This is a genomic window from Pantoea sp. RSPAM1, from assembly GCF_038816185.1.
GTDB lineage: Bacteria > Pseudomonadota > Gammaproteobacteria > Enterobacterales > Enterobacteriaceae > Pantoea > Pantoea ananatis.
In genome coordinates this window covers 2,378,952-2,393,763 of sequence record NZ_CP046137.1, presented here as the reverse complement: position 1 = coordinate 2,393,763, position 14,812 = coordinate 2,378,952, and the positions used below count along the sequence as shown (strand labels likewise).

15 protein-coding genes and 1 pseudogene are annotated in these 14,812 nt (G+C 53.8%); 8 read left to right on the top strand and 8 right to left on the bottom strand.

The features are described 5' to 3' along the window. The first annotated feature begins 214 nt into the window (after positions 1-214). Positions 215-1,645, top strand: a complete 1,431-nt coding sequence (locus GKC68_RS11700) for a cytosine permease (protein ID WP_058705797.1) — start codon at positions 215-217, stop codon at positions 1,643-1,645. A 146-nt stretch (positions 1,646-1,791) separates the two neighbouring features. Here the strand turns inward: GKC68_RS11700 and GKC68_RS11695 are convergent, their stop codons facing one another. Continuing rightward, positions 1,792-2,190 (bottom strand): AraC family transcriptional regulator, encoded by a 399-nt coding sequence (locus GKC68_RS11695; RefSeq protein ID WP_258378955.1) that lies wholly within the window; start codon positions 2,188-2,190, stop codon positions 1,792-1,794. 401 nt (positions 2,191-2,591) lie between these two features. Between GKC68_RS11695 and GKC68_RS11690 the strand changes: the two genes are divergently transcribed. The 4 genes and pseudogenes from GKC68_RS11690 to GKC68_RS11675 all read left to right on the top strand — a co-directional run bounded on the left by GKC68_RS11690 (position 2,592) and on the right by GKC68_RS11675 (position 6,193). After that, entirely contained in the window at positions 2,592-3,695 is a 1,104-nt protein-coding gene (locus tag GKC68_RS11690) for a mechanosensitive ion channel family protein (protein WP_176438596.1), read from the top strand. 172 nt (positions 3,696-3,867) lie between these two features. Next, positions 3,868-4,449: a histidine phosphatase family protein gene (locus GKC68_RS11685; RefSeq protein ID WP_263794121.1), complete on the top strand. Its 582-nt coding sequence runs from the start codon at positions 3,868-3,870 to the stop codon at positions 4,447-4,449. A 105-nt stretch (positions 4,450-4,554) separates the two neighbouring features. Beyond that, positions 4,555-5,261 (top strand): annotated as a pseudogene (locus GKC68_RS11680) (alpha/beta hydrolase). Positions 5,262-5,365: 104 nt separating this feature from the next. Next, the gene (locus GKC68_RS11675; protein WP_342656161.1) at positions 5,366-6,193 is read left to right on the top strand and encodes an MBL fold metallo-hydrolase; all 828 of its coding nucleotides are present in this window, start codon (positions 5,366-5,368) and stop codon (positions 6,191-6,193) included. Positions 6,194-6,275: 82 nt separating this feature from the next. On the opposite strand, the gene GKC68_RS11670 is transcribed toward GKC68_RS11675, so the two are convergent. The 5 genes from GKC68_RS11670 to GKC68_RS11650 form a co-directional block, all read right to left on the bottom strand. Next, on the bottom strand, positions 6,276-6,665 hold the full coding sequence (locus tag GKC68_RS11670; protein ID WP_342656160.1) for a hypothetical protein: 390 nt from the start codon (positions 6,663-6,665) through the stop codon (positions 6,276-6,278). Between the two features lie 138 nt (positions 6,666-6,803). Beyond that, the gene (locus GKC68_RS11665) at positions 6,804-7,307 is read right to left on the bottom strand and encodes an Lrp/AsnC family transcriptional regulator (RefSeq protein WP_047715127.1); all 504 of its coding nucleotides are present in this window, start codon (positions 7,305-7,307) and stop codon (positions 6,804-6,806) included. Positions 7,308-7,317: 10 nt separating this feature from the next. After that, positions 7,318-8,685 (bottom strand): aspartate aminotransferase family protein, encoded by a 1,368-nt coding sequence (locus tag GKC68_RS11660; protein ID WP_047715128.1) that lies wholly within the window; start codon positions 8,683-8,685, stop codon positions 7,318-7,320. 14 nt (positions 8,686-8,699) lie between these two features. Continuing rightward, entirely contained in the window at positions 8,700-9,749 is a 1,050-nt protein-coding gene (locus GKC68_RS11655; protein ID WP_342656159.1) for a phosphotransferase, read from the bottom strand. Between the two features lie 31 nt (positions 9,750-9,780). Continuing rightward, on the bottom strand, positions 9,781-10,446 hold the full coding sequence (locus tag GKC68_RS11650) for a haloacid dehalogenase type II (RefSeq protein WP_028722347.1): 666 nt from the start codon (positions 10,444-10,446) through the stop codon (positions 9,781-9,783). A gap of 292 nt (positions 10,447-10,738) precedes the next feature. Here GKC68_RS11650 and GKC68_RS11645 point away from each other — a divergent pair, with 292 nt between their 5' ends. Together GKC68_RS11645 and GKC68_RS11640 are read left to right on the top strand one after the other, a co-directional pair. Next, positions 10,739-11,221: a cold shock domain-containing protein gene (locus GKC68_RS11645; RefSeq protein WP_089528685.1), complete on the top strand. Its 483-nt coding sequence runs from the start codon at positions 10,739-10,741 to the stop codon at positions 11,219-11,221. Between the two features lie 391 nt (positions 11,222-11,612). Beyond that, positions 11,613-12,152 (top strand): DUF2058 domain-containing protein, encoded by a 540-nt coding sequence (locus GKC68_RS11640; protein ID WP_058705790.1) that lies wholly within the window; start codon positions 11,613-11,615, stop codon positions 12,150-12,152. Between the two features lie 190 nt (positions 12,153-12,342). On the opposite strand, the gene GKC68_RS11635 is transcribed toward GKC68_RS11640, so the two are convergent. Continuing rightward, positions 12,343-12,933, bottom strand: a complete 591-nt coding sequence (locus tag GKC68_RS11635) for an ABATE domain-containing protein (protein WP_047715132.1) — start codon at positions 12,931-12,933, stop codon at positions 12,343-12,345. A 97-nt stretch (positions 12,934-13,030) separates the two neighbouring features. Here GKC68_RS11635 and GKC68_RS11630 point away from each other — a divergent pair, with 97 nt between their 5' ends. Continuing rightward, entirely contained in the window at positions 13,031-13,966 is a 936-nt protein-coding gene (locus tag GKC68_RS11630; protein ID WP_047715133.1) for an alpha/beta hydrolase, read from the top strand. Positions 13,967-14,067: 101 nt separating this feature from the next. Here the strand turns inward: GKC68_RS11630 and GKC68_RS11625 are convergent, their stop codons facing one another. Beyond that, positions 14,068-14,766, bottom strand: a complete 699-nt coding sequence (locus GKC68_RS11625; RefSeq protein WP_264252652.1) for an RluA family pseudouridine synthase — start codon at positions 14,764-14,766, stop codon at positions 14,068-14,070. Positions 14,767-14,812: the final 46 nt, after the last annotated feature.

The window sequence follows — 14,812 nt, the reverse complement described above, 5'->3', positions numbered from 1 at the left end:
GTCCGTTTTCACGCCCGACATGCTTGCAAGCGATGCGTGTTTACCTGTCAGGCTTGCCAGCATCATCACATTTTCCAATGAGGCGTCATCTTGTAACTTCTCAACTCGCGTGACAGTATCGTTACATGTATATACATGTACTAACCTTTACGCATCCATCCGTTCAACAATAGCTCTCAACGCACCGCGTATGCTGTGTTCCAGTGAGGAAACTATGCCAACTGAATCACCTGCAGCAGATTATTCAGGCGCAGAGAAACCGCGCCTGTCAGAAACCCGTTCGATTGATTACATCCCGCCGCGCGAACGTCACGGGCAGCCTTTCAGCCAGTTTACCCTTTGGTTTGGCGGTAATCTGCAAATCACCGCCATTGTCACGGGCGCGCTGGCTGTGGTTCTGGGCGGCGATGTGGTGTGGTCGCTGGTTGGGCTGCTGGTCGGCCAAATCGTCGGGGCGGGCATCATGTCATTACATGCCATTCAGGGCCCGCGCCTGGGGTTACCGCAGATGATCACCAGCCGCATGCAGTTTGGTGTTTTCGGTGCCGTCATTCCCCTGGTGCTGGTTTGTATAATGTACGTCGGCTTTTCTGCCAGTGGTACGGTGCTGGCGGGCCAGGCGCTGGCGAAGCTTATTCACGTCAGCAACGCGACCGGAATGGTGGTGTTTAGCGCCCTTATTGTGGTGATTGCGGTGCTGGGCTATCGTGTGATTCATCAACTGGGGAAACTGGCGAGCGTGATCGGCGTCCTGACCTTTGCCTGTTTGTTCATCACGCTGCTCTCCACCCACGACTTATCGGCGGTCTGGCAGAATCGCCATTTTACGCTGGCTAACTTTCTGCTGGCGGTCTCGCTGTCTTCCTCCTGGCAAATTGCGTTTTGCCCCTATGTCTCTGACTATTCGCGCTATCTTCCCGCCGATGTTTCCGCAAGGACGCTGTTCTGCTCGGTGTTCTTTGGCAGCATGACCGGCACCCAGGCATCAATGACTCTGGGCGTGATCGTTGCCGCGATCGCCGGTAAGGCATTTTCAGGCAATGAGGTTGGTTATATTGTGAGTCTGGGTAGCAGCGCTAACATGGCGATGGTGATTTATTTCGCCATCTGCTTTGGCAAAATTACCTTCACCACGTTAAATGCCTATGGCAGTTTTATGTCTCTGACGACCATTGTGTCGGGTTTTCGCCAGCAAACCTCGCTCAGTCGAGCGGGGCGCGTTGTGTTTGTCACCGCAATGGTGACGCTGGCCTGCGTGATTGCCCTGCTCAGTGAACCGGCTTTCCTGAAATCCTTTACGCACTTCCTGCTGTTTCTGCTGGCTTTCTTTGTGCCCTGGAGCGCGATAAGCCTGACTGATTTTTATCTCATCACCCATGGCAAAGTAGATATCCCGGCGCTGTCGCAGCCAGACGGGCGCTACGGGCGCTGGAACGGGGCCGGTATTTCGGTCTACTTTCTGGGCGTGCTGGTGCAACTGCCGTTTATCGATAACCCGCTTTATCATGGTTCGCTGACCTGGATCTTTGCCGGCAACGACATCTCGTGGATCATCGGCTGGATTGTGACGGCGCTGTTGTGGCTGCTTGCCTGCCGGTGGGATCGGCGGGGCAAACTTGAAGCCTCTGTCTGCCCGACCGAATAACTGCGGCGTTCGTCTCGCATCATGGCCCACATTCCCGTCTGTCGCCGTCGGCCAGGGCAGGCTTGAATGATTTACTCTGCGGGGAATTTTCCAGGTCTACAGCCGATGACGCGCTTAAAGGCTTTTCTGAATGCACTTTCTGACGCCTATACCAGCGAGGTGGCAATATGCAGTACAGAGTCATCAGTCTGTTGTAAGCGGTCGCAGGCCAACATCATTCGCCACTGGGTGAGACAGGCAGCAGGCGCCATACCGACGGTTTGGCTAAAGTGTTGTGCGAACGCCGAACGTGACATTCCCACTTGCGTGGCGAGCGTTTCCACTGTCCAGCCCTGTCCGGGGGCATCGTGCATACAGGCTATCGCCGCGCGCAGCTTTTTATCGCGGAGAGCAAAGAGCCAGCCAGTGCGGGGAGTTGTGCTGTCATCGGTGTGCAATCGCAGGGCCTGTATGACCAGCATAAAAGCCAACTGCTGCACGATAAGCTCGCTGCCCGGCTGAGGGGCGCGCACTTCCTGAGCCATCCGTTCAAGTGCCCAATACATCGCCTTTTTATCTGCGTCTCTTGTGTTTGACGTGGCGGTTGTGCGGCAGGAGTGCCTGTCTCGATTGGCAATATTTTTCATCGAAGCCCGGCCTGCCAGGCCTTGCTGCGCTTTCGCGTATTTTCCCCGCTATCAGCAGAGCATGTCGGTTGAGTGAAACCGATGGCGATATCTCACTTGTCTGAAAGTAAATAAATATTATCAGTGGGTTATGAACACAACGCCGCTAAAAATGGCTGCCTTACGCGGTTTTTATCCGATTAAAGAGGCAGTGGGTCAAATTTTTCATAGACTACTATACGTAATCACGTCGTTCGCAGATAACCGAGAAAACAGCGGTTACTGATTATAGTGACCTTTCATACAGCCGATGGCTGTCGATTGCTTGAGAAGGGAAAATGATGTCGTTTATCTTTGATGAGTTCTCGGGGGTGCCAACCTGGGTGCCTGCGGTTTTACTGGTTATCTTTTCGTTAATTGTGGGCTTTCTGTCCCGATTTGTTCTGTTTGTGTTTATTCGCTACTGGCAAAAACGCGACAGAAAACTGTTCAAATCGCTTGAAAAGCATCTACGTGGATCCCTGTTTCTTTTTATTCCCCTACTGCTCATCAATATTGGGGTGAATTATATCAATATCCCCCCCAAATCCCTGAATTTTATCACCACCACCGCCAATATTTTTATCATCCTGTCCGTCTGCTCGGTATTAATTCGGTTGACGAATGTGGCGCAGGATATGCTCTTCATCCGTTATGACATTAATCTGTCGAATAACCTTCGCGCCCGTAAGATTCGTACACAATTAATGTATGTCAAAAAAGTCGCCATCGTCATCCTGGTGTTATTCTGTCTGTCCATGATTCTGCTGAGCTTTCCGGGTGTGCGTAAATTTGGCACGACGATTCTGGCGGGTGCTGGCGTAGCCGGAATCATCATTGGCTTTGCCCTGCAGAAGTCGCTGGTGAATCTGTTTGCCGGAATCCAGATTGCCTTCACGCAACCGATAAAAATTGACGATGCCGTGGTCGTGGAAAAAGAGTGGGGCTGGATTGAGGAGATCAATCTGACCTACGTTGTCGTGCGTATCTGGGACCTGCGCCGACTGGTTCTGCCCATTACCTACTTTACCGAAAATGCCTTTCAGAACTGGACGCGGAATAACGCGCAAATACTCGGCTCGGTTTTTCTTTACGTGGATTATTCCATGCCGCTGGAACCTCTCCGTCAGCATTTTGAAAAAGTACTCAGTGAAACGCGGCTTTGGGATCAGCAGACTCAGGTGCTCCAGGTCACCGATACCAGCGAAAAAACCATGACCATCAGGTTGTTAATGACCGCACAGAACTCCCCCACGGCCTGGGATTTACGCTGTTACGTACGTGAGAAAATGATTGAGTTTATTCAGCAACATTATCCGCAGAGTTTGCCGCATGTCAGAGCGACGCTGACCGATTCGGAGATGAACGGCCAGGAGGCCAGGTCGCAACCCGGCTCGCTTGGGTGACAGCGCACAGAATACAGATGCGCCGGACGGGGCATAAGCGCTATTGTGCCTGTGTCTGGCGCACTTGTGCAGCCAGTGAGCGGATTCATTCGTTCATCAATCGTTTATCTGTTGTCAGGAAACTGCTCTGAAATCAGGCCCTTGCCGGCGAATGTATGACTTACAGGACCTTATGATGAAGAAATTGTTGGCATTGATGTTTGCGTGTACGGTCCTTGTCCCCTTGAGTGCTGAGGCCGACAGTACCTATGTTTTTTTTCGTCATGGCGAAAAACCCGACAACGCAAGTGGTCAACTGACCTGCAAAGGTCTTAATCGGGCCTTGAAACTTCCTGCAGTATTGCTGAGCCGCTATGGAAACCCGGATGCGCTTTACGCCTCTGCGCCGAAAGAGGATAAAACAGGGAGTTCGCTGCGGCCACTCTCCACGCTGATCCCTCTGGCGGTGCAGGTTTCCAAACCTGTAATACTGCGTTTTCACGCGGATAAACCCCGTAAACTGGTCTCTGACCTTCTCAATGAGAAACGCGTTCCGCTGACCCTGATCGCCTGGGAGCATAAAAATCTGGTCATTGCTGCCCGGACGCTTGTCGAAAAAACGGGTGGCGATGCGGGGTTGGTACCTGACTGGCCGTCAACGGATTTTGATTCAATTTATGTGGTAAAAATTGACGATCGCCAGCACTTCAAATCATTTACTCAGGATGCAGAGGGGCTCAATGACGTTTCATCACAATGTCCTGACCAGCCATAATTGACGAAGCCGGGGTTTGCTGTGTAGCAGAACGGCCTTCAATGCGTAAAGGTGGCGAGAGCCTGTTAATATTTTTTGAAAATCGGTCAGGCGGGATGGGTTTTGATGGACAAAAGTGATCTCATAGAAACGTCTCGGATCAAACATGGGGAAGAGGCGTTTGACGTCACCCTATTGCAGGTTAAGGGAGCGACGCGCTGTATCCTTTTTGCTGCGGGGCTGGGCGGCAGTCCGCTGCGCCATCTTGCACTTCTCCAGACCTTTGCCCGCCATGGCGTTTCCGTTGTCGCACCACACTTCGAACGGTTGACCTCACCCGTGCCCGACAGCGCTGAATTACTGGAACGCTGCCAGCGGCTTACGCGGGCTCAGAATGAATTTTGTAGCGATTATGCGTCGGTTACCGGTGTCGGCCACTCCCTGGGTAGCGTGATTTTATTGCTGAATGCCGGGGCTATCGCGATGACAAGCGCAGGGGAATCGGTTGTTTTCGCAGGCGACCGGATGTTGCATCGACTTATTTTACTGGCACCGCCCGCCGATTTTTTCCGGGTTCCGTCTGCGCTGGCAGCGGTAAACGTACCTGTTCACATCTGGGCAGGTGAAAAGGACAGCCTGACGCCCCGTCCCAGGCCTGCTTTCTTAAACAGGCATTGGAAGGTTACACCCAGACTTATCTCTGTGTAATGGAAGAGGCCGGGCATTTTACCTTCATGAATACCTTGCCCCCGCAGGTGACCGATTCACATCCATCGCGGGAAACCTTTCTTTTAGATTTGGGCGAAAACATAGCCCGGCTGGTGGCTGAGTAGCACAGAGGGCGGGGCGGTGAGATTTTTGCAGGGATAACCTCTTAGATGATACGATTCAATCACACGCATCAAAAGCATCATTTCATCCTGTCTTAGGGGCTATTGTGAAACAGAAATCGATCTATCGCGTGGGTGACTGTGACGTCTTCAAGGTTTCTGAACTTGAGGCGTCATTATCTGTGAGCATGTTGTATCCAGACCAGAAGCTGGACGGCCTTTCTCCTGAAAATATCGTGCTTTCGGTGCATAGCTGGATTGTCCGGACGCCGGATAATGTCATTGTCATTGATACCGCGAGTGGTAATGGACGTGAGCGTCCCGGCTCTACGCTTTCCCACCAACTGGATACGCCTTATGAACAACGTTTTCGCGAGACAGGCATTGATCCCGATGAGGTGGACGTCGTTTTGCTCACTCATCTGCATGGCGACCATGTTGGCTGGAATACGCATCAGGTTGAAGGCAAGTGGACGCCATTTTTCAAAAATGCGCGCTATCACTGTTCCTCTATTGGCCTGAAAAGCTGGCAAAACGATCCGGCAAGAAAGACGGTTTTAGAAGACAGCGTTAACCCGGTGATCGATGCCGGGTTACTTGAGACGTTCGATGTGAGTCAAACGCCGCATTTCGCTGAAGTGTTACGCGTTGTCCCGACGCCGGGGCACAGCCACGATCATGCGTCGATTATCCTGCACAGTGCGGGGGAATATGCCTTATTCAGCGGTGACCTGATGCATAACGAGCTACAGGTCAGGCAGCCTCATCTGGCCTCACGCTTTTGTGCCAATGCAGAGCAGGCTGAAGTTCAACGCCGCTGGGCGTTGGAATGGGCTGTCGAAAATCAGGCGCTATGGTTCAGCTCCCACTTTGCCCGACGTTCCGCCGGTCATATCAATAAAACGGCAAACGGCTTTGAATGGCGTTTTGTCTGAGCCGGTTGGATTATCTCACGTCGTCATCTTTGCCTGACCTCAGTGCGCCCCGCGTTGAGTGGCGGTGCCGGGGAGGCGAGCGCTAAGGTGCAGCAAGGTTGTCGCAGTCCGACTGTTTTCTGCACATCGTAAAACGGCGACAAAAAGAGGCTGCCACAGCGGGCATTAAATCGTTTTTCCAGGCAATATCCAGGTCACCGACATTGTCACATGTCACACCTGCCGACACATCGCGGCAGCTGTGACGTTCGGCGGTCGTCATCGCACTTTGTAAACCGGTACTCAGACGGGATTTATAGTCATCAAGCGCATCACGAATGTCAGCCGGTGCGAGCCATTCAAGATGTTTAGCCGGGCACTGGCGAGCGAGTTCAGCCTGATAGATCTGCCAGACACTGGCAACGGGGGGCGCCGCCAGCGCAGCGGAAGTTCCTGCAAACAACAAGACAGCCATCTGATATCGCATAATCATTTTCACCGCTCAAAGGTTGAACGTTCGGCCTGGTTTATTGCGGATAACACCGCTGCATCAGGCTCATCCCCAAAGTCACCCTCAGCTGTGGTCGAAAAGCCGGGGTTAACATGATGTGCCGTCTGCCTGCACCAGGCCCTACGACCAGCTTGCCTGTCCGGTTGCAATCTCGCTCAGTGGCTCTTCGCGCCACTGCCAGGGTTGCCGAAGAACGACCCGGCTGGCGAATTTGGCAATACCGATCTCATCGTCCAGCAAACGATCCATCAGGTCCTGAAACCTGTGAAGATTCGGGGCGATGATTTTCAACAGATAGTCATAGCCTCCGCTGATGTTGTAGCACTCTACTATCTCTCGGTACTTACAGGCGCCGGATTCAAATTTGATAAAATCGGACGGGTAATGACTGCTCAGGGTGATTTCGGAAAACACGACCAGGTTATTACCCAGTTTGCTCAGCGTAACCCTGGCGGCGTAACCCGAAATAATTCCGCTCTGCTCCAGGCGTCGGGTGCGCGCCAGGCAGGGACTGGGGCTGAGGCTGATCGCCTCAGCCAGTTCCACTATCGAACACCGCCCCTCGCGCTGAAGATGCTCAAGTATTCTGATATCGGTCCGATCGAGGGGTTTGGTGTGCGTCATGGTCAGGTGATTACCTCAGAACAGACTGGGAAGCCCTGGCGGCCGTCGCTTCTGTCAGCGACTGATCGAGGACATCGATTATCATTCCCGCCTGATCTGCCGTCAAGACCAGCGGTGGGCGAATTTTCAGCACGTTGTGGCCCATTGCGCAGGCGCTGAGCAGCACGCCTTTTTGACGCATTCTGTTCACCACCTGACTGGTCAGCCAGCGATCCGGGGTGCGGGACAGGCGATCGGAAACCAGTTCCACGCCAACGAAGAGGCCGGCACCGCGAACATCACCGATCGCCTCATGTTTTTTACCCAGCGCGGTTATGCCATCAAGCAGCTGTTTGCCTACATCGCGCGCATGGGCAACCAGGCCGTCCCTTTCAATGGTTTTCAGAACGGCCAGTGCGGCTGCGCAGGAAACGGTATTGCCCGCAAAAGTATTGAAATACCGTGAGCGTTGACCAAACTCCGCCAGCACGTCAGCCGTGGCCAGCAGACCGGCAATCGGCTGACCGTTGCCCATCGGCTTGCCCAGCGTCACCATGTCCGGAATAACGCCGTGGCGCTGGAAGCCCCACATTGTCTCGCCTGTGCGCCCAAAGCCGGGCTGAACTTCATCGGCAATAAACACGCCACCGGCCCGCTTGATGGCTTCAACTGCACCTTGCATGAAGCCCTCCGGGCCAGGCAAGATGCCATCGCTGGTGAACAAGGAATCGACGATTAGCGCGGCGGGTTTGATGCCGTGACGCTGCAGGTCGGCGATAGCGTTTTCAACGTCACGCGTGAAGCGCGCGCTAAGATCGGCGCCCTCAGCATGATAAAGCCGTGGGGCAGGTATCAGGCGCACATGGGCGCCAAGATCCACCGACGTGCCTAAAGAGGGCGAGAACTGAGAAACCGCGTCCGTGATGCCGTGATAGGCCGTCTCGGTCACAATAATGCCGGTGCCACCGGTACGAACTTTGGCAATACGGTAAGCCAGGTCATTGGCCTCACTGCCTGTGCAGGTCAACATCAGATGCGCAAGCGCGGTTTCCGGCACAGTGGCCAGCAGGCGTTCGGCCAGTTCCAGAATAGTGTCGTGCAGGTAGCGGGTATTTGTTGCCAGCGTCTGAACCTGCTGACAGATGGCCTCGGTGACGGCAGGATGGCAGTGCCCAAGCGAGGTGACATTATTATAAATATCCAGATAGCGACGGCCCTCAGGATCGATGAGCCACACGCCTTCACCGCGCACGATATGTAAGGGATGCTCGTACATCAGGCGATAGGCCGGGCCGAGCAGCGCATCGCGCCGTTGGATCATCGCGGCGGTGACCGGCCCCACGTCGACCTGGCCGGGGATATAGGCGTTTACCATATTGAGATCTGTGGTGCTTTTCATACAATTCTCCGGTTTCAGAGTTCAGCCAGCAGCCGGTCACGTGCCGTATCGCGAGACAGATCCGCCATTAAAGACAGCGCCTCCCACGCGGCTGGGTTGTGCCGCATGATATAGGCACGATTGTGTGGATAACGCACCGCGCGCCACTCGGTAATCAGAACGGTAATCAGATGACGGGTCGCCATCAGATCGGTCACGAGCGCCTGCTCCAGATCGGTAAGCGGGAGCGTCTGGTGGTAGGCGCCGACAAACTGAGCGGCGCCGGCAAAAGGATCGACGCTGCCTGTCATCTGAAAGGCCGCCGCGGTTGCGACTTCACCGACCAGGGGGGCATAAAGCATGTCGCCAAAATCGATAATGCCCGTAATACGATCCTGCGCCTCTGGTGCAACCATCACGTTGTAGAGATGGAAGTCGTTATGGATAACCTGCGCCCTCAGCGCCGGAAGGCGCGGCAGGATATGGGTGCTAAAACGCGTCATAAATTTTTCAGCCAGCCTGCGACGGGCGGGATCGACGAGGTCTTCCAGCTTATCCATCAGACGATGCGCGGCTGAAACGTTCCAGAGAAGATCGTGGCTGGCAGCGGGATGGCTGAATGCCTGCAAAGCCAGGTCAAGCCGGGCCAGACAGGTGCCCATTGCGCAACGCTGTGCTGATGTTCTCTCCGTATCCTTAACCTGTATACCGTCTAAATAGGTCAGCATTCTGACGGTCGTTGTTTCTCCTCCGGCGAGAGTGACGTTGTCACGCAGGGAGCCCTCTAGCGTCCGCACGACGCGCGGCGTGCACAGCCCTGGCGCAGCCTCGGCGATGTGATTAAGCGCGGCAATCTGAAAATCCACGATGGACAGCGCTTCAGAGGGATTACTGATCTTTAACACGTAGCGCGTGCCGTCGGCCTGCTCGATGCAACAGTTCTGATCGCGCTCACTGGCCAGCGGCAGGACGGTGCCCTCAATGCCATATTTTTCAGACACTAAAGACTGGATAGCCGGTAGCGAAAGCGCTGGCGCAGCTGTGCTGAGTGCGACCGCCTTTGGCCTCTGTTCATCAGGCATCATCTTTCCTCGTTTCTCCGCACCCAGAGACGCATTAAAGACCAAGCAGGCCGGCAAGCTGGCGGAAGTCGGTGAGCCGATCAACGCCATAACCTTCTAAGGCGGGTTCATGCCCACGATCGATAAACGCTTTGGCCATAAAGCCAAGGTCGGATGCCGTCATCAGGTCATAACGGAAGCTGGAGGAGCAGTGCATCATCTGCTCGGGTCCGCAGCCCAACTGATCAAACATGTATTCGAAAATCTGTGCACGCGGCTTATAAGCCTGAGCCGCTTCAGCGGTGTACACCGCATGAAAAGGCGCTTTAAGATGGGCGACGCTGTGGGGAATAAGATCCACCATCGAATTCGACAAAATCACTAACGGAATATGTTGAGAGATCAATTCCAGCGTTTCCACAACGTGAGGATGTGGCTGCCAGGTCGGCACTGCGTGATAGAGCGTGAGTGCATCAGAATCGCGGTACGCCACATCATGCGCTTTACAGGCCCGCTGAATAGCGTTTTCAACGACCTGAAAAAACGGCTTCCAGTCACCCAGCACTTCATCAAGCCGGTAGAAACGGAAGCTGTCCAGAAACGCAGGCATTCGCTGTTCTGCGATCCGGTCGGCAAAAAGCCCCTTAGCGGTCGGCCCCATTTCAAAGTTTATGAGCGTTCCGTAGCAGTCGAAGCTGATAAATTTTGGCTGATAAATCATGCGATTAACCTCTTTAGTTTGTTTTAAAGAAGTATATCGCTGTGACCGAACAGATAATTTCTTATTGACCCGGTAACGGAGCGGTTTTTGCTCAATTCACCGCGGAGGGCGGCATTATTCATCTGCCGCCAGCCACGCCCTCATGGTCTTCCCGTCCTCTCTGCTTGTAACGCTTAGGTGCAGAGCCGAAATTTATCGGCCACACTTAGCCCAAAGACGTAGTTTGCACCCGCATTGTGTTTTACACTGCGCGCTGAAAAAATTGAGTAGATAAACGATTAGGTAGGCGGTAATGGCGATGAATGGAACAATCACAACCTGGTTTCAGGATAAAGGCTTTGGCTTTATCAAAGATGAAAACGGTGATAACCGGTATTTTCACGTGATTAAGGTCGCCAACCCTGATCTGATTAAGAAAGATGCGGCGGTGACGTTTGAACCCACCACTAACAATAAAGGGCTGTCGGCCTTTGCGGTGAAAGTCCTGCCAGAAAGCAAATACATTTTTATCGCGGGTGAGCGAATCAAGCTTACAGCCATCAAGTCTTATGTGGTCTTCAGCGAGGAAGTGCCTGCCAGCAGCCGTATCGATAAAGAAAATACGGTGCTGTCTGTGGGCATATTGATGAACAATATCAAACCTAAATCCGCAGCCCGGGCCGATGAGATGCGTACGTTGAAAAAACTGGCCATTACCACCTTTCAGGGCGCAACCTTAATCTTCACTGAAGATGAGATAGACATTGATGCCACGGTAAAAATGCTCAAGGTCTGACATCATCAGACCTGTCTGCCAGTGCTCGCCTGACAGGGCGCTGGCGGCGTTTATGCCTTCTTTTTGTCTGTCTTCGCGCCTTCCCGTCTGTGACTAACAGGTTTGATATATACCAGTGCGCGTCTTGATGAGCTTACAGACCGCCCTCAACGTCGTCTCTGTTCCGCATAGCCGATTGCGTTAGCGAACCACCGGCTCCCTCTCAGTCAGCAGCTGCAGGACGCTAACCCGGGATGCGCGCCTGAGGGATACCGGACCCAACGGTGGGAACCTCACGACTTCGCGCATACAACGTGCGCTCGAATCTTAAGTGCGCACCACATCAGCGTCTGCAATCTGCTATCGCCTCAGGTATAATCCCGCCCATTCCTCATCAGATTCAGAGAACAAGATGGCAAAACTCACCTTACAAGAGCAGCTGTTAAAAGCAGGATTAGTGACCAGTAAGAAAATGGACAAGGTCCAGAGAACGGCCAAAAAGTCGCGTGTTCAGGCCCGCGAGGCGCGCGAAGCTGTAGAAGAGAACAAAAAAGCCCAGCAAGAGCGTGACAAGCAGCTCAATGAACAACAACGGCAGGCTGTGCTTTTAAAAGAATACAAAGCGCAGGTTAAGCAGCTGATTGACATGAACAAAATCGACATTTCCAGAGGTGATATCGGTTTTAACTTCACAGATAACAACCTGATTAAAAAAATCATGGTGGATAAGCCCACCCAGGCACAACTTATCAATGGCCGTCTGGCGATCGCACGCTTGCAGGTGGACAATAGCGAAGAGAGCCATTACGCCATTATTCCCGCGAGCGTTGCTGATAAAATTGCCCAACGCGACGCCAGCAGTATTGTCTTAAACAGTGCGCTGAGTCAGGAAGCCCAGGATGAAGACGATCCCTATGCCGATTTCAAAGTACCCGATGATCTGATGTGGTAATGATTGCAATCAGGCGGGATAACCGATGAGCCTTGCTGCAAAGTGCTGCGCACTCTCGCCGCAGGGCTCGCGCCGTTTGCAGCTCGGACGGTGGCGGCAGGGCGCATTATCCTGCGCCAGGTTGACCGCTCATTTATTGGTATTGAGCGTTGATAACATCGGGCACCCTCAGGCAAGCCGGAATACATAATCAAACCTGATACGATCGCTTTCGGGATCGAAACGCCGCGACTTTCATGCGATTGCCACAGGTCGCCATGCTGCACCAGCGGCGGCGGTGCGATTTACTGAGGTCATGGAAAAGCAGGATACAGTCATGTGCTTCACACTGGCGCACGTACGTAAAGCTGTCACTGACAACAAGCTCGACCAGTGCGTTGACCACCGGCCAAAGCAGGATGGCTGTGCTTATCTCCTCGTGGCTAATCGCGATCTGGTATCGCTGCGCGTCATCATCCCACGCCAGTCGCTTCGTCGGGCGCCCGTCCTTATAGAGCCTGTTAAGAACAGTCAGGTCCGCAGATAAGCCATTCTTCGCAGCATCGACTAGTGCACGTGCACTGTCGCGCAGCGCCCGCGCTTCATGTAACAGCCCATCAGGTGCCTGCAAAGGCGCGCCATCAGGCAAGATCCCTGCCATCTCCAGCCAGAGCATCACGCGTCGGTCGTCGCTGAAACAGTCATGTCGCTGCTCGTCCACGCCGTATTCACTATTGATAAAGTCCAGTGCGAGGTTATCCGCCAGGAAAAGGAAGTCGTGGGTGTTGAGATCGGGATTCATAGCTACCTGTAACTGTTAAAAACATATTTGACAGGTTAGCAAAACAGATCGTAACCTTCAAATAATAACTTTAACGGTTACATCATAAGGAAACATCATGACGGCTTCAAAATCCATTACGACGACAGACAGTTTGCGTACGCAAGACGTTAACGATGCACAACAACTGGATGGCGTAAAATACCGCTTCGCGCAGGTTGGCGACGTCAATGTGTTTTACCGCGAAGCGGGCGATCCCAACAAGCCGACAATACTGCTGTTGCATGGCTTCGCAGGATCCTCATTTATGTTCAGAGACCTGATCCCGCATCTTGCCGGGCACTACCACGTGATTGCACCCGACCTGCCTGCGTTTGGCTTCACGGAATCTCCGGCACGAGGCGAATACGTTTACGCCTTCAGCCAGCTGGCAATCACTATTGAACAGTTAACGCAACAGCTTAAGCTGGAGCGCTATGCGCTGATGGTTCATGATTATGGCGCACCCGTCGGCTGGCGGCTTGCCGTCAGTCATCCGGAACGAATTACGGCCATTATTTCTCAAAACGGTAACGCCTATGAGGAAGGGCTGGGTGAGGGCTGGAAACCGATCCAGCGTTACTGGCAGGAGCCCAGCCAGGAAAACCGTGACGCGCTGCGAGACTTCCCAACGCCAGCTTCGATCAAATGGCAATATCTTGAGGGCGTGCCCGATAAAAGTCTCGTCTCACCCGATGGTTACACGCTTGAGGGTTTGCACATTCTTCGCCCGGGTAACGCGGAGATTCAACTCGACTTGCTGCTGGATTACGCATCAAACGTGGCGCTGTATCCGGTGTTTCAGAACTACTTCCGTGAGTTTCAGCCCCCTTTACTGGCGGTGTGGGGAAAAAACGATCCCTTCTTCCTGCCGGCGGGTGCCGAAGCGTGGAAACGGGATCTGCGCGATGCGGAGATTCGCTTCTATGATACCGGACACTTTGCGCTGGAAACGCACGGCCTGGCGATCGCTGCGGCTATTACCGACTTTCTGAACAACCTGAATCTGAAGTAAACCGGTGCCGTGAGCCGAGGCAAGAAGCGCCGTTTGCGGGCTGGATCGGCCCGTCACAACCCTGTCAGCCTTGTTCCAGGCGCCGATGTAAAGGCGTTGCGTTAAAACGGGCTGGGGCTGACGATGTGAAAGGGCTCAGCGGTAACGGGATGAATAAACTGCAGTTCACTGGCATGAAGCATTAACCTTGGCGTCTGTTCCGTGCCCGGCAGCAAAAGCCCCCCGTAGAGGTCACAGCCTAAAATCGGATGGCCCAGCAGCTGGCAGTGGATACGCAACTGATGAGTGCGGCCGGTTTCTGGTATCAGCGTCACGCGCGTCAGGGGAATCACACTGGCGTCAACCCGATTAGAGCTGAAACGCTCAACAACCCGATAACGGGAACGGGCAGGCTTGCCCCATTCGTCGCAAACAGACATTCGTGGAAACCGGGCTGGGTCTTTCGCGATGGGCGCATCGATGATGCCTTCGTCATCCGGTAAATGCCCGCACAGCAGGGCGCTGTAGTGCTTAGCCACCGTCCGCGCGCTAAATTGCTGGCTGAGCGCCGCGTTAATGGTTTTGTTACGCGCCACAACCATTAACCCGGAGGTGCCAAAATCCAGCCGGTGCACCAGTGTGCAGCCGGGGAAGATCGTCACCAGGCGATAGTGTACCGAGTCCAGGTTTTGAGGATTTTTGCCTGACAGGCTCAACAGCCCACTGGGCTTGTCGATCAGCACCAGATAGTCGTCCTGATAGAGAATGCGTATCTCCTCAGGGCACGGCGGGGCAATAAACGTATCAACAATCGTAGACATCAGTGGGCCAAGGGCGTGAACAGGCGCTGATGATAACGAATTTTCA